General features: G+C 65.9%; 14 protein-coding genes. 13 read left to right on the top strand and 1 reads right to left on the bottom strand.

Annotated elements, in window-relative coordinates; translation table 11 throughout:
* Nucleotides 1-1,787: DEAD/DEAH box helicase (locus FFS60_RS20515; protein ID WP_137822998.1), on the bottom strand; the 1,787-nt coding region annotated here is incomplete at its 3' end.
* A gap of 207 nt (nucleotides 1,788-1,994) precedes the next feature.
* Here FFS60_RS20515 and FFS60_RS20520 point away from each other — a divergent pair.
* From FFS60_RS20520 to FFS60_RS20580, 13 genes are all read left to right on the top strand, one after another.
* Nucleotides 1,995-2,486 (top strand): hypothetical protein, encoded by a 492-nt coding sequence (locus tag FFS60_RS20520; RefSeq protein WP_028627642.1) that lies wholly within the window; start codon nucleotides 1,995-1,997, stop codon nucleotides 2,484-2,486.
* A gap of 225 nt (nucleotides 2,487-2,711) precedes the next feature.
* Nucleotides 2,712-3,758: a class I SAM-dependent methyltransferase gene (locus FFS60_RS20525; protein WP_028627641.1), complete on the top strand. Its 1,047-nt coding sequence runs from the start codon at nucleotides 2,712-2,714 to the stop codon at nucleotides 3,756-3,758.
* A gap of 254 nt (nucleotides 3,759-4,012) precedes the next feature.
* On the top strand, nucleotides 4,013-5,395 hold the full coding sequence (gene ppnN, locus FFS60_RS20530; protein ID WP_137822999.1) for a nucleotide 5'-monophosphate nucleosidase PpnN: 1,383 nt from the start codon (nucleotides 4,013-4,015) through the stop codon (nucleotides 5,393-5,395).
* 175 nt (nucleotides 5,396-5,570) lie between these two features.
* On the top strand, nucleotides 5,571-6,785 hold the full coding sequence (locus FFS60_RS20535) for a CmpA/NrtA family ABC transporter substrate-binding protein (RefSeq protein WP_137823000.1): 1,215 nt from the start codon (nucleotides 5,571-5,573) through the stop codon (nucleotides 6,783-6,785).
* A 20-nt stretch (nucleotides 6,786-6,805) separates the two neighbouring features.
* The gene (locus FFS60_RS20540; protein WP_137823001.1) at nucleotides 6,806-7,384 is read left to right on the top strand and encodes an ANTAR domain-containing response regulator; all 579 of its coding nucleotides are present in this window, start codon (nucleotides 6,806-6,808) and stop codon (nucleotides 7,382-7,384) included.
* 442 nt (nucleotides 7,385-7,826) lie between these two features.
* The gene (locus tag FFS60_RS20545) at nucleotides 7,827-9,110 is read left to right on the top strand and encodes a CmpA/NrtA family ABC transporter substrate-binding protein (RefSeq protein WP_028627637.1); all 1,284 of its coding nucleotides are present in this window, start codon (nucleotides 7,827-7,829) and stop codon (nucleotides 9,108-9,110) included.
* Nucleotides 9,111-9,124: 14 nt separating this feature from the next.
* Entirely contained in the window at nucleotides 9,125-9,982 is an 858-nt protein-coding gene (gene ntrB / locus FFS60_RS20550) for a nitrate ABC transporter permease (protein WP_028627636.1), read from the top strand.
* A gap of 14 nt (nucleotides 9,983-9,996) precedes the next feature.
* Nucleotides 9,997-10,788, top strand: a complete 792-nt coding sequence (locus FFS60_RS20555) for an ABC transporter ATP-binding protein (protein ID WP_028627635.1) — start codon at nucleotides 9,997-9,999, stop codon at nucleotides 10,786-10,788.
* A 485-nt stretch (nucleotides 10,789-11,273) separates the two neighbouring features.
* On the top strand, nucleotides 11,274-12,521 hold the full coding sequence (locus FFS60_RS20560) for an alginate export family protein (protein ID WP_137823002.1): 1,248 nt from the start codon (nucleotides 11,274-11,276) through the stop codon (nucleotides 12,519-12,521).
* A 722-nt stretch (nucleotides 12,522-13,243) separates the two neighbouring features.
* Nucleotides 13,244-13,810, top strand: coding sequence for a methyl-accepting chemotaxis protein (locus FFS60_RS29470; protein ID WP_245586475.1), 567 nt, complete (start codon nucleotides 13,244-13,246; stop codon nucleotides 13,808-13,810).
* Nucleotides 13,807-14,478, top strand: a complete 672-nt coding sequence (locus tag FFS60_RS20570) for a hypothetical protein (RefSeq protein ID WP_256658121.1) — start codon at nucleotides 13,807-13,809, stop codon at nucleotides 14,476-14,478. The genes FFS60_RS29470 and FFS60_RS20570 overlap by 4 nt, the downstream gene beginning before the upstream one ends.
* A 189-nt stretch (nucleotides 14,479-14,667) precedes the next feature.
* Complete coding sequence (locus FFS60_RS20575) at nucleotides 14,668-15,939, top strand: MFS transporter (protein ID WP_137823004.1); 1,272 nt, start codon at nucleotides 14,668-14,670, stop codon at nucleotides 15,937-15,939.
* A gap of 118 nt (nucleotides 15,940-16,057) precedes the next feature.
* Complete coding sequence (locus FFS60_RS20580; protein WP_137823005.1) at nucleotides 16,058-17,314, top strand: MgtC/SapB family protein; 1,257 nt, start codon at nucleotides 16,058-16,060, stop codon at nucleotides 17,312-17,314.

The raw sequence follows: 17,314 nt of genomic DNA on the forward strand, positions 1-17,314 counted from the left end.
ACCAGAACGTCCTCCACCATCCCACGCAACCGCGCCACCCCCGCCGACAGCTCATCCGTCCGCCCCGGCGCCTCCCCCAACCAGAACGGAATATTCGGCGGCTGCCCCTGGGCGTCTTCCACCCGCACGCGGCCCGGCTCGACCCGCAGGATGCGATAGGACTGGTTGCCGAGCTGGAACACATCCCCAGCCAGGCTTTCCACGGCGAAATCCTCGTGCACGCTGCCCACCGGCACGCCCTGGGGTTCCAGCACCACGGCGTAGTCGGCGGTCTCGGGAATGGCGCCGCCGGAGGTGATGGCCGTCAGGCGTGCGGAGCGGCGACCGCGTAAACGTCGATTCACCGCATCACGGTGCAGGTAGGCACCGCGAACGCCCTGCCGGCCGTTGTAGCCCTCGGACAGCATCCTCACGAGGGCATCGAACTGCTCTCGCGCCAGATCCACATAGGGCATGGCGCGGGTCATCAACTGGTACAGCGCGTCTTCGCCCCATTCCTCGCAGGCCACCTCGGCCACCATCTGCTGGGCCAGCACATCCAGCGGCGCATGGGGGATGACCAGGGCATCCAGCTCATCACGGCGTACGCAATCCAGCAGCGCCGCGCACTCGATCAGGTCGTCGCGTGATTGCGGGAAAAGCCGCCCCTTGGGCGTACCGCCAACACTGTGGCCGGAACGCCCGACCCGTTGCAGGAACGCGGCAATGCTGCGTGGCGAGCCGAGCTGGCAGACCAGCTCCACCTCGCCGATGTCGATGCCTAGCTCCAGCGACGCCGTCGCCACCAGCACCTTGAGTTCACCGCGTTTGAGACGCTGCTCGGCATCCAGACGCAGGTCCCGCGCCAGGCTGCCGTGGTGGGCGGCCACCGCAGCGTTGCCTAGGCGCTCGGAAAGGTGGCGGCTGGCGCGTTCGGCCAGGCGTCGGGTGTTGACGAAGACCAGGGTGGTGCGATGCGCGGCCACCAGCTCAGCCAGGCGGTCGTAGACCTTCTCCCAGGCCTCATGGCTTAGCACCGCCTCCAGCGGTACCGGCGGCACCTCGATTGCCAGATCGCGTTGGCGGCTGTAGCCCACATCCACCAGGGTGCAAGCATCGCGCCCCTGGCCCACGAGGAACTCGGCCACCCGCTCGATGGGTTTCTGCGTGGCCGACAGGCCGATGCGCTGCAACGTGCGTCCGCACAGGTTCTCCAACCGCTCGGCACTGAGCATCAGGTGGCTGCCGCGCTTGCTGCCGGCGATAGCATGGATCTCATCGATGATCAGGCTGCGGCAGCCGGCCAGCATGGCGCGACCTGACTCGGAGCCAAGCAGGATGTAGAGCGACTCCGGCGTGGTCACCAGGATATGCGGCGGGCGCTTGCGCATGGCGTCGCGCTCGGCCTGGGACGTATCGCCGGTGCGCACCGCGGTGCGGATATCCACATCGGCCAGGCCCTGGCGTACCAGCTCGGCCCGGATGCCGGCCAGGGGCTCTTCAAGGTTGATGCGGATGTCGTTGGACAATGCTTTGAGCGGCGATACGTAGACCACCGTGCAGCGGTCCGGCAGCCCGCTCTGTTCCAGCCCTTCGTGGATCAGTTCGTCGATGGCGGAGAGGAAGGCCGTAAGCGTCTTGCCCGAGCCGGTGGGCGCCGCCACCAGTGTGCTCGCGCCCGCTCGAATGGCCGGCCAGGCACGGGCCTGGGCCGCCGTCGGGGCGGGGAAGCTGGCATGGAACCAGGCGGCGACGGCGGGATGAAAACCGTCCAGTGCGGCCGGGTCGGATTGGCAGGTCAAGGTCATGGCCCTCACTATGGTTGGCCCCCGGCGGAGGCTCAAGGGGGACGGACCGATGGTCGCCCCCTCCAGCGGCAGGCCCTTGCCCGGAGGCGGCAAGACCCTGCCGACAGACTGGTACTAACGTCCAGCAAACACCAGCAACCATGGGCCCCTCAGCGAGCTGGCCCGATTCCTGCTGAGCCGGTGGCCAGATCGAGCAGAGGACCTGCCATGACCACCATTTCCAACCAATCGGCCCTGACCAGCTACCTGGGACTTGCCTCAAGGAGCAGCACCGCCACCAGCAACACCGGCGGCACCAGCACGACCAAGGCCGAAGACAAATCGACCACCACCCAGGATCCGGTCGCCGACCTGCGCCGCTATGCCAACGCACTGATCGCCCAGAGCCGTGGCGGCCTGTTTCGCGCCATGAGCGGTGGCGGAGCCATCAGCGGTAGCCAGCCCACCAGTACGCGCGCCACGGACAATACTCAGTCGAACACCGGCAACAGCAAGATCGAGCTACCGGACGTGTCCGAACTGGACCGCGACGATGCCCTGAAACTGAAAGACAAGGTGCAGAAGCTGATCGATGCCGGTTTCGACGAGAAAGACAGCGGCATCGGTTTCATCGGCTACGACGGCGACAAGGAAACCACCTCCCTGACCACCTACCGCGACTGGTTGCAGGCCAAGGGCGGGGTCAGCATCTACGTCTGAGCGACTGCACCGCTTATCGGCTGCCAGTGCTCGCCAGCATTTGGCCAGCGGTGGGCCACTAAACTAAGAGTGTCCCGCGATTGTGGGACAAGGAAGGGGCCACTCCAGCTTCGCACGACTCGGCTGCCGCGGCTCCTTCCACCCTTGCGCCGTATCTCCCCCCGCCGCCGCATTTCGCTGTCGCCCCGGCCAGATGATTGCCCCCTTGCCAGAGGAGGACAGGCAGTGGACGAATCCAGACTCAATGACTTCATGGGCAAGCTGGTCGCTGATATGGGCGGCGCCGCCATGCTCGCCAACATCGTTCTCGGTGAAGAGCTCGGCCTGTATCGCGCCATGGCCGACAGCCAGCCGATCAGCCCGGACGACCTGGCCGCCAAAACCGGCTGCAATGCACGCCTGTTGCGCGAATGGCTGAGCGCTCACGCCGCCTCCGGCTACATGGAACACGACAACGGACGCTTCCGCCTGCCGGAAGAACAGGCATTGGCGCTGGCCCAGGAAGACTCGCCGGTTTACGTGGCCGGCGGCGCTTCGGTGATTGCCTCGCTCTTCCACGACAAGGACAAGCTGGTGAAAGCGATGCGCGGTGACGGCGGACTGGCCTGGGGCGACCACCACCCTTGCATGTTCAGCGGCACCGAACGCTTCTTCCGGCCCGGCTACCGGGCGCACCTGGTGGCCGAGTGGCTGCCGGCCCTGGACGGCGTGGTCGACAAGCTGAAGGCCGGCGCCAAGGTGGCCGATGTCGGCTGCGGTCACGGCGCCTCCACCGTGATCCTGGCACAGGCTTTCCCGGCCTCGCGCTTCATCGGTTTCGACTATCACGGCCCGTCCATCGAAACGGCCAATCGGCGCGCTGCTGAGGGCGGTGTGGCGGATCGTGCGACCTTCGCCCAGGCCAGTGCCAAGGACTATCCAGGCGACGGCTACGACCTGATCTGCTATTTCGACTGCCTGCACGACATGGGCGACCCGGTGGGAGCCGCCAGGCACGCCTACCAGACGCTGAAACCGGATGGCACCGTGCTGCTGGTGGAGCCCTACGCCAACGATGATCTCGATGACAACATGACCCCGGTCGGCCGCCTGTTCTACTCGGCCTCCACCTTCATTTGCACGCCCAACTCACTGTCCCAGGAAGTGGGCCTCGGCCTCGGCGCCCAGGCCGGCGAGGCCCGCCTGCGCAAGGTGTTCGAAGAGGCCGGATTCACCCACTTCCGGCGGGCCACGGAAACGCCCTTCAACCTGATCCTGGAAGCCCGCAAGTGAGCCGCAGGTGGACCGTACACCAACGGTCCACCACGCCGCGCCACTGAACATCGCCAAGAAACTCCTTGTCAGACAGCTACTAATCTCGTTATTACCTGACTCCGTGCGCGGGAAGGATCTCTGCGACACAATTCCGTAACCTCGCAATGCACAGATAAGAATCACCGCCTCAGCCCGCGCCATGGACAACGGCGCCCCGCATTCCGCCGCGTGTGGCCGTCCGGCCCGCCGGCATCGCTCCAAGGAAATCTCGAATGGCCAGAAGACACGTCATCAATGCCCAGGTCAGCCCGAAGGGCAGCCTCGAAACCCTCTCCCAACTCGAAGTGCAACAGCTCAGCGAAGCCGGTTCCGGCCGCATGTACCAGCTGTTCCGCCAGTGCGCCCTGGCCATCCTCAATACCGGCGCGCAGATCGACAACGCCAAGACCATCCTCGACGCCTACAAGGATTTCGAAGTCCGCATCCACCAGCAGGACCGTGGCGTGCGCCTGGAACTGATCAACGCCCCGGCCGATGCCTTCGTCGATGGCGAGATGATTGCCAGCACCCGCGAGATGCTGTTCAGCGCCCTGCGCGACATCGTCTACACCGAGAACGAACTGGACAGCCTGCGCATCGACCTGGAGAGCTCGCAGGGCATCACCGACTACGTCTTCCACCTGCTGCGCAACGCCCGCACCCTGCGCGCCGGCGTGGAGCCAAAAATCGTCGTGTGCTGGGGCGGCCACTCCATCAGCACCGATGAGTACAAGTACACCAAGAAGGTCGGCCACGAACTGGGCCTGCGCAGCCTGGACGTCTGCACGGGCTGCGGCCCCGGCGTGATGAAGGGTCCGATGAAGGGCGCCACCATCGGCCATACCAAGCAACGCATCCACGGTGGCCGCTACCTGGGCCTGACCGAGCCGGGCATCATCGCCGCCGAGGCGCCCAATCCCATCGTCAACGAGCTGGTGATCCTGCCGGACATCGAGAAGCGCCTGGAGGCCTTCGTCCGCGTCGGCCACGGCATCATCATCTTCCCGGGCGGCGTGGGCACGGCGGAGGAGTTCCTCTACCTGCTGGGCATCCTGATGCACCCGGACAACCAGGACCTGCCGTTCCCGCTGGTGCTCACCGGGCCGAAGAGCGCCGCCGCCTACCTGGAGCAGCTGCACGCCTTCGTCGGCGCGACACTCGGTGAAGACGCGCAGCGCCGCTACAGGATCATCATCGACAACCCGGCGGAAGTGGCCATCGAAATGGCCCAGGGCCTGAAGGCGGTGAAGCAGTTCCGCCGCGAGCGCGCGGATGCCTTCCACTTCAACTGGTTGCTGAAGATCGACGAAAGCTTCCAGCGCCCCTTCGAACCCACCCACGAAAACATGGCCAGCCTCAACCTGAGCCGTAGCCTGCCGCCCCACGAACTCGCCGCGAACCTGCGCCGAGCGTTTTCCGGCATCGTTGCCGGCAACGTGAAAGACAAGGGCATCCGCCTGATCGAACAACACGGTCCATACGAGATCCACGGCGACGCCGTGGTCATGCAGCCGCTGGACGAGTTGCTCCAGGCCTTCGTCCGCCAGCACCGGATGAAGTTGCCGGGCGGCGCGGCCTACGTGCCGTGCTACCGGGTCGTACAGAGCGGCGCGTAGTACCAGGGCACGTTCGCCAGACGGTCAGGCACCCTGGCATATCGCTTGCTAATGCTTCTGCCATAGAACCCACTCCAACGGCGGAGTCGGTTCACAGACGATGGCGTCGTTTCCCGTCACCACCCCCATGGTGGCGGGAGCGGCGCCTTTTTCGTTCAGTGGCGGGACAAACGACATGACCGACAAGAGTTGCACCCGTAACGACAACCTCGCCTGGGTCGCGGGCAGCGATGCCCCGGAAAAGCGCACAGTCAACCTGGGGTTCATGGCCCTTTCCGACGCGGCCTCGCTGATCGTCGCGGCCACCCAGGGCTTCGCCCAGCCCTGCGGCCTGACCCTGGAGCTGAAGCGGCAAACGTCCTGGGCCGGCCTGCGCGACCGGCTGCTGTGCGGTGAACTGGATGCCGCGCATTCGCTCTATGGCCAGGTCTATGGCATCCACCTTGGCCTGGCGGGCGTTCCCACCGAGATGGCAATCCTCATGGGGCTGTGCCAGAACGGCCAGGCGATCAACCTTTCCGAGCCACTGCGCCAGGCTGGCGTGACACGCGCCGAGGCCCTCGTCGCCCATATGCGCCAGCGCGGTGGGAAGCTGACCTTCGCCCAGACGTTCCCCACGGGCACCCATGCCATGTGGCTCAACTACTGGTTGGCAGCCCACGGCATTCACCCCCTGGAGGATGTGAACACCGTGGTAGTGCCACCCGCGCAGATGGTCCAGCACCTGCGCGCCGGTCGCATCGACGGTTTCTGCGCCGGCGGCCCCTGGGGAGCGCTGGCCGTGGACGAAAAGCAGGGCTTCACCCTGGCCACCAGCCAGATGATCTGGCCCGACCATCCGGAGAAGGTACTTGGCTGTACCCGCGCGTTCGTGGAGCAATACCCCAACACCGCCCGCGCGCTGACCATGGCCGTACTGGAAGCCAGCCGCTTCATCGATGCGAACGAAGAGAACAAGCGCAGCACGGCCCGCCTGATCAGCGGCAGCGAGTACCTCGATGCACCGCTTTCGGCGATCGAGCCGCGCTTCCTCGGACACTATGAAGACGGCCTCGGCTATGCCTGGCGCGATGCCCACCCGCTGCGCTTCTTCGCCAGCGGCGAGGCGACCATGCCCTGGCTGTCCGACGGCATCTGGTTCATGACGCAGTTCCGCCGTTGGGGGCTGCTCAGGGAAGACCCGGACTATCTCGGTGTGGCCCGTCGAATCCACCAGCTCGCGCTCTACCGGGAAGCCGCCGACGCGCTGGGCATCGACGTACCGGTGCGACCCATGCGCAGCGCCAGACTGTTCGACGGCCATATCTGGGATGGCAGCGATCCGGCCGGTTATGCCCGCAGCTTCGCCATCCACGCCCGCAGCTCCAGGGCTGCCGCCCCTTCCCCATGACACGTGGAGATGACCGCAGCATGCTTCGCATCCTCCTGATCAATGACACGCCGAAGAAGGTCGGCCGCCTGCGCCAGGCCCTCGTCGAGTCGGGCTTCGACGTCATCGACGAGACCGGATTGACCATCGACCTGCCCGAGCGCATCGAGGCGACGCGCCCCGATGTCGTGCTGATCGACACCGAATCCGCCGGCCGCGACATGATGGAACAAGTGGTGATGGTCAGCCGCGACCGGCCCCGCCCGATCGTCATGTTCACCGACGATCACGACCCCGGCCTGATGCGCCAGGCGATCCAGGCCGGGGTCAGTGCCTACGTGGTCGAAGGCATCCTCGCCGAGCGCCTGCGACCGATCGTGGACGTGGCGATGGCCCGATTCGAGGCCGACCAAGCCCTGCGCGCCCAGTTGCTCGAGCGTGACAGCCAGTTGGCTGAACGCAAGCGGGTCGAACTCGCCAAGGGACTACTGATGAAGATGAAGGCCTGCAGCGAGGACGACGCGTACACCCTGATGCGGCGCCAGGCCATGAGCCGGCAGCAGAAGCTGATCCAGGTCGCCGAGCAGATCATCGCCACTCATGAAATGCTGGGGGTCTGACGACGCAACGCCGCTTGCCCCTGCGTCGAGCCAGCGTCCCACCACCGGGACGCTGGCTTACCCCCTCCGTCTTGCCTATCACCCCCTGCCGAACCATTGCAGCAACCCGCCCCGGCGACCCGATACCGTTCAGTGCCCCGTCGCCGCGCACCCATATGGCCCACGGGCTCAAGCCCGGTCGCCTCTCGCCACATCTGATTGATGCTCAGCAAGCTGCTGATTCGGCTAGCTTTTCGCTGCTTTCTGCAGCGTTGAGCAGCCCTCTGGCGCGGCACGGAAAAATACTGGCAAGGCCTTTGCAAATCCTTCTGCAGATTCCTGCGTAGCGCGCCAACGGCGGTGGGCCGCGGATCACGGACAACGGCGTCCGTCAGAGCTCCTTCCCCTATCGGGAGCTCTGGCGTACGCCGTTTTTGTTTTGCCCTCCAATCAGGACAACACCATGAGCGAACGTGATTCCAAAGAGCCGGTGAACAACAGCCGTCGCAACTTCCTCAAGCAGTCCATCGCCATCGCCAGCACCGTCGGAGGTGTGGCCGCCCTCGGGCTTTCCGCGCCCGACCTCCTGCGCAGCGCCGCCTGGGCTGCCGGCTCGGATGCCCCCGAGAAGGCCGCACTGAAGGTCGGCTTCATTCCGCTGACCGACTGCGCCTCGGTGGTCGTAGCCGCCACCCAGGGGTTCGCCGCCAAGTACGGCCTGTCCATCACCCCCAGCAAGGAAGCCTCCTGGGCCGGTGTGCGCGACAAGCTGAACACTGGTGAGCTGGATGCGTCCCACGTGCTCTACGGCATGATGTACGGCTCCCAGCTCGGCGTCGCCGGACCGCAAAAGAACATGGCGGTGCTCATGGGCCTCAACCAGAACGGCCAGGGCATCACCCTTTCCCGCCAACTGAAGGAAGCGGGCGTGACCAACGGCGAGCAACTCGCCGCGCATATCCGCAAAGGCGGTAACCCGCTGACCTTCGCCCAGACCTTCCCCACCGGCACCCACGCCATGTGGCTCTATTACTGGCTGGCGAACTACGGCATCAACCCGATGACCGACGTCAAGACCATCACCGTGCCGCCGCCGCAAATGGTCGCCAACATGCGTGTCGGCAACATGGACGGCTTCTGCGTTGGTGAGCCCTGGGGCGCGCGGGCCATCTCCGACAAGATCGGCTTCACCGCCGCCACCACCCAGCAGATCTGGGCGGACCACCCGGAGAAAGTCCTGGGATGCTCGCGTGAGTTCGTCGAACAGAACCCCAACACCGCACGGGCGCTGGTGATGGCCCTGCTCGATGCCAGCCGCTTCATCGAAGCCAGCACGGAAAACAAGAAAGCCACCGCCAAGCTGATTTCCGGCAAGGCCTACGTGAACGCCCCGGTGGACGTGATCGAACAGCGCTTCCTCGGCCATTACGAAGACGGCCTGGGCAACCAATGGGACGACCCGCACGCCATGGCCTTCTGCAAGGAATGCCAGGTGAACTTTCCGTACCTCTCCGACGGCATGTGGTTCATGACCCAGTTCCGCCGCTGGGGCCTGATCAAGGAGGACCCCGACTACGCCGCCGTCGCTGCCCAGGTCAACCAGACCCGGCTGTTCAGCGAAGCGGCCGGCGCCCTCGGCCTGCCGGTGCCGGCCACCCAGATGCGCAGCAACACGCTGATTGACGGCAAGGTGTGGGATGGCTCGAACCCGGCCGCCTACGCCCAGTCCTTTGCCATCAAAGTCTGACTCGGGAGGCCACCATGAATGCACCCCTGAACACCCCGTTGCCAGCGGCCACCAAGGTCGCTCCCAGCGACGCCCCGCGCCCGGCCCGACCCGGCGCGGAGGTCTTGCGCAACCTCGCGCGCACGCTGGTCCCACCGCTGCTTGGCCTGCTTTTGTTCATCGGCCTCTGGGCCCTGGTCGCCGCCCGCAGCGAAGGGCTGCCGGGACCGCTGTCGACCTGGCATTCGGCGCTGGAACTGTTCGCCGATCCCTTCTACGACAACGGCCCCAACGACATGGGCATCGGCTGGAACATCCTGCACTCGCTGGGCCGGGTCGGCCTGGGCTTTGGCATGGCCGCGCTGGTGGGCATTCCACTGGGCTTCGCCATCGGCCGCTTTGCCTTCCTGGCCGGCATGCTCTCGCCCATCATCAGCCTGCTGCGACCGGTTTCCCCGCTGGCCTGGCTGCCCATTGGCCTGCTGGTATTCGAAGCCGCCGGCCCGGCATCGATCTGGGTGATCTTTATCAGCTCCATCTGGCCGATCATCCTCAATACCGCCGCGGGCGTCGCCAGCGTGCCGCAGGACTACCTCAACGTGGCGAGGGTCCTGAAACTCTCCGAGTTCAAGGTGCTCACCCGCATCCTCTTCCCCGCCGTGCTGCCACACCTGATGACCGGCATCCGCCTGGCCATCGGCGTCGCCTGGCTGGTGATAGTGGCGGCGGAAATGCTCACCGGTGGCACCGGCCTGGGCTTCTGGGTGTGGGACGAATGGAACAACCTGAACGTCGAGCACATCCTCATCGCCATCATCATCGTCGGTCTGGTGGGGTTGGCCCTGGAACAGAGCCTGCTATGGCTGGCCAAGCGCTTCGACTACGCCAACTGACCCGGAGAGAGACCATGGACAAGTTCGTCGAGCTGACCGGTGTCAGCAAGCATTTCGATACCCGCAAGGGCCGCTTCCAGGCCCTCAGCAACGTCAACCTCTGCATCGCCCGCGGCGAGTTCGTCTCGCTGATCGGCCACTCCGGCTGTGGCAAGTCCACGGTGCTCAACCTCATCGCCGGCCTGCTGGACGCCAGCGAAGGCGGGCTGATCTGCAACGGGCGGGAAATCGACGGCCCCGGACCGGAACGTGGCGTGGTTTTCCAGAACCACAGCCTGCTGCCCTGGATGACCTGTTTCGGCAACGTTTACCTGGCGGTGGAGCGGGTCTTCGGCAATCGCGAAGGCAAGGCCCGGCTCAAGGAGCGCACGGCGGCGGCGTTGCAGATGGTCGGCCTGGAGCATGCGGCGCACAAGCACCCCAACGAGATATCCGGCGGCATGAAGCAGCGCGTGGGTATCGCCCGTGCCCTGGCGATGGAGCCCAAGGTGCTGCTGATGGACGAGCCCTTCGGCGCACTGGACGCCCTCACCCGCGCCCACCTGCAGGACGAACTGCTACGGATCGTCGGCGAAACGCGCAGCACGGTGGTGATGGTCACCCATGACGTGGACGAGGCCGTGCTACTTTCCGACCGCATCGTGATGATGACCAACGGGCCGGCTGCCACCATAGGCGACATCGTCGAGGTCGGACTGCCGCGCCCGCGCGACCGCCTGACCCTGGCCAACGATGCCCACTACCACGCGTACCGCACCGCTGTACTGGAGTTCCTCTACCAACGCCAGCAGCGCCCCGCCGCCTAGGCATCCGCCCCAAGAGACCCGCCCGGCCTCGCGCCGGGCTTTTTGTTTCTCTCTGCCCCGCAGAGGCAACACTGTTTTCCAGCCGGTAGCCCGGATGAAATCCGGGGAAAGTTCAACCGGCACTCACGGCATTCATCCGGGCTGCGACGTGCCCGCCTGCTACGAAGGTTGGCCACGCCCCTTTCGCCTTTCCGCCGGCTCACATGCCCCATGCAGGGGCTCCTGTGGCGTGCCTCGCACCCGTCCAATGCAACCTGGCCCACGAATGTCCAGGGCGTAATCGCGAAATGTTCTTTACGCTGAATAAATTCCTTTTAAATCAGCCTCTTGAACAAGCTGGCACAGAGCCTGCTATGACCTCCCCCGGTCAGCACAACGGCGTGTCTGCCACTTAACCGACAACGACGTCGCGGTCACCCCTCCACTTCCGGAGCTGGGGTGCCGCGGCGTTTTTTTTTGCGCTTTCCAGACTTAGGAAGACCGCTATGCACATGCTGAAGCCCGCCCTGTTGTCGCTGGCCGTTGCCGGCACCAGTCACGCCGCCCTGGCCGCCGAGGATCTGGGCAACCTGTTCACCCAGGGCAAGCCCATCCTCGATGCCCGCTACCGCTACGAGAACGTCGAGCAGGACAACAACCTGCGTAACGCCAATGCCCAGACCCTGCGCACCCGCGTGGGCTTCCAGAGCGGCAAGTGGTACGGCCTCTCCGGCCTGGTGGAAGTGGACAACGTCAGCCGCCTGGGCGATGCCGCCTACAACAGTAGTCGCAACGGCCAGACCGACTACGCCATGGTGGTCGATCCGGACGGCAGTGAAGTCAACCAGGCCCTGCTGCGCTACGACCAGGCGTTCGGTAGCGCCGTGCTAGGCCGACAGCGCATCAACCTGGACAACCAGCGCTTCGTCGGCGGCGTCGCCTGGCGCCAGAACGAGCAGACCTACGATGCGGCCCTCGGCCAACTCAAGCCTCTCGAAGGCCTGACCCTGACCTATGCCTATCTCGACAACATCAACAGCATTTTCGGCCCGGACAACGGCCGCTTCGACAACCGCACCAACCCGGCCAACATCGAAGGCCACAGCCACCTGTTCAATGCCCAGTACCTGGTCATGCCCGAACTCACGGTGACCGCCTACAGCTACCTGCTCGGCCTGGACAACATCGCCGTCACCGCCAGCGCTCCCTTGGGCAGCCTGTCCAGTGCAACCCGAGGCCTGCGTTTGAACGGCGCCCTGGCCGGTTTCAGTTATGTCTTTGAGTACGCGCGCCAGCAGGACTACGCCGACAACCCGCAGGACCTGGACAGCGAGTACTACCTCGCCGAGCTGGGCTACACCCTCAAGGGGCTGCAGTTGAAAGCCGGCTACGAGGTGCTGGGCGGAGACAGCGGACCGGGCAACCGCGCCTTCCAGACGCCGCTGGCGACCAAGCACCTGTTCCAGGGCTGGGCCGACCAGTTCCTCACCACCCCGGCCGACGGCATCGAGGACGCCTACTTCGGCGTCACCGCGCCACTGGCCGGCGGCAGCCTGCAGGCCTGGTACCACGACTTCGAGACCGAGCGGAACGGCGACAGCTACGGCAGCGAAATCGACCTGTCCTATGCCCATCCGATTCCCGGGGTGAAGGGCCTGGTCGGGCTGATCAAGTACGCCGCCTACGAGTCGGATGATCGAAGCCGGACGGTGGATACCGACAAGTTCTGGCTGCAGGCGCAGTACAGCTACTGAGTGAATCCGGCCCATAGCGGGCTGGCCTTCGGTGCGCGGCCGCCATGCCGCGCACCGTATCGTCCCGGTCCGCGGGAAAAGCAAGCGCGATACAGGAGCCGACCATGAAAGACATTCCGCTTCCGGCAGGGCAACGCACCGGCCAGGTGCCCGATGCACCCAGCGCGGCCCTGCCGCCTTCGCGCATCTGGCGGGGATTCGAACCGGGCAGCGCCTTGCTGGCGGCCACCGGTGCGGGCCTATGGCTGCCCCTGGGCCTGGCTCTCTGCGCGACCGCCAGCGCACGCGCCGGACTGGCGCCGGTTACCCTCGGGTTGCTGCTCTGCACCCTCTACTTCGCGTTCGCCCTGCGGTTGCTGGAGCGTCACCAGCGACGCCGCGATGCGTTCTGGCTCGACGAACTGGCCCGCCTCCTGGATGCCCCACCGGGCTGCGATCCGGCCACCCTGCTGGTGAGCTGCGACCAGCAGTTGCGCGGTGCCGAGCGGTTGCAGAGTGAGGTCCGCTTCTCCAGCCAGGCCCTCGAACAGTTGGCCCAGACAGCCCATGTCCAGGGCAGCGAGCAGAGTCAGCGGGTGACCATGATCGCCGCTGCCAGCGAACAGATCGAACGCAGCCTGGCCAGCATCGACGAACTGGCCAGCGACGCTCGCACCGCGTTCGCCGCCGCGCTGGCCCAGGGCGAAGACGGCTGCCGCGCGGCAGAAGCGCTTGGCGAAGGCATGGGCGACATTCGCGACAGCCTGGGCGATACGGCCAATGCCGTGAAAAACCTGCTGCACAGCACGGCGCTGGTCGAGCAGTCGGTGCAAAGCATCCAGGATCTGGCCAAGCAAACCCAGTTGCTGGCCCTGAACGCTTCCATAGAAGCGGCCCGCGCCGGCGAACATGGCCGCGGCTTCGCCGTCGTCGCCGAAGAGGTCCGGCGAATGGCCACTGCCACCGATGCAACCACACGCGGCATCACCGCGGCGGCCACGGCCATCACGGCAGCGGTCGGCCAGGTCGACCGGGAAGTCGCCCATCACCGCGAACTGCTGGAGCAGGGCAGCGGGCAAAGCAGCCAACTGGCGGAGAGCCTGGACCGGCTGGCGGGGAAGAGCCGGGAGAACCTGCAACGCTTCGGCAGCATGCAGCAAGCCCTGGGTGAGCATCATCAGGCGAACCAGGCGCTTTGCGAGCAACTGCAGCAGATCAGCGACAGCCTTGAAACCCAGAGCGGCCAGACGCGCAGCCTCCACGGCCTGACCCGTTACCTGTCGCGACTGAGCGGGGAGGTCGCGCGATGATCCTGCAAGCCTTGCTGATAGTCGCCTGCCTGCTGGCCGCCTGCGCACTCCCCTGGAACCTCAGCCAGCGCCGGCAACACCGCGTCGTCCACACGCTGAACCGTGACCTGCTGCTGGGCCTTGAGTTGATGCAGGGCGTGCAGCGCCATCGTGCGCTGGGCGGCCAGACGGGCCAGGACGCCGTGCGGGACCGCCAGTGCCTGGAACTACAACTTGAACGCAGCTGGCAGGCCTGGCCAGATGCCGACCACCAGCGGGCCTGGCGGTCTCTGCTCCAGGCTCCGGCGGACTTCGAAGGCCACTGCCGCCTCCTGGAGTCCCTGCTCGCCCGAATCCGGTTCCTGGAGCTGCACATGTGCCGTTTGCTCCAGCGCACGCCAGGCATCGCCGATCGCTGTTGGCAGGTAGAGGATCTGGGCCGTCTACGCGGCCTGTCGATTCGGGCCGCCGCCCTGCCGGAGTGTCCGTTGGAACTGCGCATCCAGCTGCAGTACCTGCACGATCGCCTGCTCGGCAGCGCCGATACCGAGCTGCGCGAAGCCTTGGCACAACTGGCCCGTAACCTGTTCAGCACGCGCAGCCTGGCACTCCAGCCCGCTCAACTCTATGCCCTGTTCACGCCGCTGATCGACAAACGCATCGAGGCCCTGCGAAGCAGCCTGGACTGAGCCGGGGGCCAAGTCGCGCGCTGGACAGCGTCATTCCGTCCAGGGTTTGCGCACGACCTTCCCGGAGGTCTTGCGCGACTCCAGCAGCCGGACGGCGACCGAACGCGAACAGGGTGAAAAAGCGCCACGGTCGCGTGATGGCGCGGGTGGGGCTAGGCTCTCCGGGACGCTCGACAGGGGAAAAGTGCCATGCGATCCAGCCTTGCCACCGGTGTGACGCGCCGGGAAATCTGGGCCTGGGCGATGTTCGACTTCGCCAACTCCGGCTACACCACGGTGATCATCACCGCTGTCTTCAACGCCTATTTCGTTGCCGTGGTCGCCGAGGGGAAACCCTGGGGCACCCTGGCCTGGACCAGCACCCTCGCCATCTCCTACGCCCTGGTGATCCTCACCGCGCCCTTGATCGGGGCCTACGCCGACGCTGCCGCCTGCAAGAAACGCCTACTGTTGTTCAGCGCTCTGGGCTGTGTGGTCTTCACCGCCGCGCTGGCCCTGGCCGGACCCGGCGCCCTGGCACTGGCGGTGCTGTTCGTGGTGCTGTCGAACTTTTTCTTCGGCACCGGGGAGAACCTGATTGCCGCCTTCCTGCCCGAGCTTGCCCGCGACGATGCGCTGGGTCGGGTATCCGGCTGGGGTTGGGGGCTGGGCTATATCGGCGGGCTGGTCAGCCTGGGCGCCTGCCTGGGCTATGTCAGCTGGGCGCAGGGCCAGGGGCAAACCGCCGCGCAGTTCGTGCCGGTGTGCGTGCTCATCACCGCCCTGCTCTTCGCCCTGGCCAGCACCCCGACCTTTCTCTACCTGAAGGAACGCAGCCAGCCGCAACCGGCAGCGGAAGGTGGGGCCTGGAGACGTTTTGCCCAGACGATGCGCGACGCCGGGCGCTACCGCGATTTGATGCGTTTCCTGGCCTGTACCGTCTGCTACCAGGCCGGTATCGCCGCGGTGATCAGCCTGGCGGCCATCTACGCCAATCAGGTAATGGGGTTCACCACCCAGGACACTCTGCTGCTGATTTTCATCGTCAACATCACCGCCTCGGTCGGCGCCGTGCTCTTCGGTTGGCTGCAAGACCGCATCGGCCACCGCCCCACCCTGGCGCTGACCCTGCTGGGCTGGCTGGCCATGGTGGGGATGGTCTGGCTGGCCAGCGGCCCGGCGCTGTTCTGGGCCGCCGCCAATATTGCCGGCCTGTGCATGGGCGCCAGCCAGTCGGCAGGGCGCGCCATTGTCGGCCTGCTCGCCCCACCCACGCGGCTGGCGGAGTTCTTCGGACTCTGGGGCCAGGCGGTAAAGCTCTCCGCGATCCTCGGCCCGATGACCTACGGCCTGGCCAGTTGGTTGTCCGGCGGCGACCACCGCCTGGCCATGCTCATCACCGGCAGCTACTTCGTGGTTGGCCTGCTGCTGCTGGCTACCGTGCGACTGGATCGAGGACGGCGGGCGGCGTTGACGGGGTGATGCCGACAACGGAAGCGTCCTGAACGGTCAACTCGCGCTTTTCTCGGCGCCAACCCAATTCAAGGTTCCGCCCCCACCCCGGTCTAGACTGCTTCCTATCCCGATGAAAGGAAGCGCCATGCCCGACGCTACGGATGTCCTGCTCGACTTCGCCAGCGCCCTTGCCGTCGGCCTGCTGATTGGCGCCGAGCGCGGTTGGCGCGAGCGCAACAAGGAGGCCCTGCGGCTGGTGGCGGGCATCCGATCCTTCGGCCTCACCGGGCTGCTCGGCGGGTTCGCCGCCTTTCTTGGCGAGCAGTTTGGCACCGCGGTCTGGGTAGCGATCTTCGCCTGCTTCGCCGTGCTGGTGATCGCGTCGTACTTCGGCGAACTCGTCTATGTGGGCGACCTGGGACTCTCCAGCGAGTTGACCCTGCTCATCACCTTTCTTCTGGGCAGCCTGGCGGTGGCTGGCTATCACACGTTGTCCGCGTCCGGAGCCGTGGTCGTTGCGCTGCTGTTGAGCCTCAAGGATGAACTGCACAAGGCGCTGTTCCGTCTGCAGGAGACGGAGCTCTCGGCGGCCCTGAAGCTGCTGTTCATCTCTGTGGTGATGCTCCCGGTGTTGCCCAATAAAGGCTACGGACCGTGGGAAGTCTTCAACCCCTACGCCACCTGGTGGATGGTGGTGCTGATCGCCGCGCTGGGGTTCGCCGCGTACTTTGCCATCCGCCTGGTGGGCACCCAGCGCGGCCTGCTGCTGACAGCATTGCTGGGCGGCACGGTGTCCTCGACAGCGATGACCATCACGCTGTCCCACCTCACCGGGCACCGGTCCCTGCGCCCGCTGCTGGCCGCCGGCCTGCTGGCCACGTCGGCGCTGATGTTTCCCCGGGTGCTGCTGGAGGTCGGTCTGGTGAACCCCGCCCTGCTGCCCAGGCTGGGCTGGCCCCTGGGTATTACAGCGCTGGTATACGCCGCCGGCGCGTTCTTCTACTGGAGAATGGCCGCCGAGGATGAATCACCCAAAGCCGAGCCGCCCCTGAAAAACCCATTCGAGCTGGGCCCGGCCCTGCGCTTCGCCGCGTTGCTGGCGCTGATCCTGTTCCTGGTTGAGGCAGCGCGCCGCTACCTGGGAGATGTGGGCGTCTACCTGGTCTCGCTGCTCTCGGGCCTCACGGATGTGGATGCCATTACCCTGTCGCTGGCCAGGGGTGCCAACCGTGAGCTCGGGGCGGAAGTGGCCGTGCGCGGCATCTTCCTCGCGGTGCTGAGCAATAGCCTGGTGAAAGCGGGCCTGATTGCGGTGATCGGCGGCAAAGGACTGGCGCTGCGCACCTTTCCCTTTATCGGTGGAGGGTTGCTGGCGGGTACCGTTGTCCTGCTGATGGCCTGA

The sequence above is a fragment of the Pseudomonas sp. D(2018) genome, assembly GCF_005502555.1.
Taxonomy (GTDB): Bacteria; Pseudomonadota; Gammaproteobacteria; order Pseudomonadales; family Pseudomonadaceae; genus Metapseudomonas; species Metapseudomonas resinovorans.

What these genes read in the sequence shown, in the direction of transcription:
- FFS60_RS20570 (WP_256658121.1), top strand. Translation starts at nt 13,807, where the DNA reads ATGATCCTGCAAGCCTTGCTGATAGTCGCCTGCCTGCTGGCCGCCTGC.
- FFS60_RS20575 (WP_137823004.1), top strand. Translation starts at nt 14,668, where the DNA reads ATGCGATCCAGCCTTGCCACCGGTGTGACGCGCCGGGAAATCTGGGCC.
- ppnN (WP_137822999.1), top strand. Translation starts at nt 4,013, where the DNA reads ATGGCCAGAAGACACGTCATCAATGCCCAGGTCAGCCCGAAGGGCAGC.
- FFS60_RS20520 (WP_028627642.1), top strand. Translation starts at nt 1,995, where the DNA reads ATGACCACCATTTCCAACCAATCGGCCCTGACCAGCTACCTGGGACTT.
- FFS60_RS20560 (WP_137823002.1), top strand. Translation starts at nt 11,274, where the DNA reads ATGCACATGCTGAAGCCCGCCCTGTTGTCGCTGGCCGTTGCCGGCACC.
- FFS60_RS20535 (WP_137823000.1), top strand. Translation starts at nt 5,571, where the DNA reads ATGACCGACAAGAGTTGCACCCGTAACGACAACCTCGCCTGGGTCGCG.
- FFS60_RS29470 (WP_245586475.1), top strand. Translation starts at nt 13,244, where the DNA reads ATGGGCGACATTCGCGACAGCCTGGGCGATACGGCCAATGCCGTGAAA.
- FFS60_RS20555 (WP_028627635.1), top strand. Translation starts at nt 9,997, where the DNA reads ATGGACAAGTTCGTCGAGCTGACCGGTGTCAGCAAGCATTTCGATACC.
- FFS60_RS20540 (WP_137823001.1), top strand. Translation starts at nt 6,806, where the DNA reads ATGCTTCGCATCCTCCTGATCAATGACACGCCGAAGAAGGTCGGCCGC.
- FFS60_RS20580 (WP_137823005.1), top strand. Translation starts at nt 16,058, where the DNA reads ATGCCCGACGCTACGGATGTCCTGCTCGACTTCGCCAGCGCCCTTGCC.
- ntrB (WP_028627636.1), top strand. Translation starts at nt 9,125, where the DNA reads ATGAATGCACCCCTGAACACCCCGTTGCCAGCGGCCACCAAGGTCGCT.
- FFS60_RS20545 (WP_028627637.1), top strand. Translation starts at nt 7,827, where the DNA reads ATGAGCGAACGTGATTCCAAAGAGCCGGTGAACAACAGCCGTCGCAAC.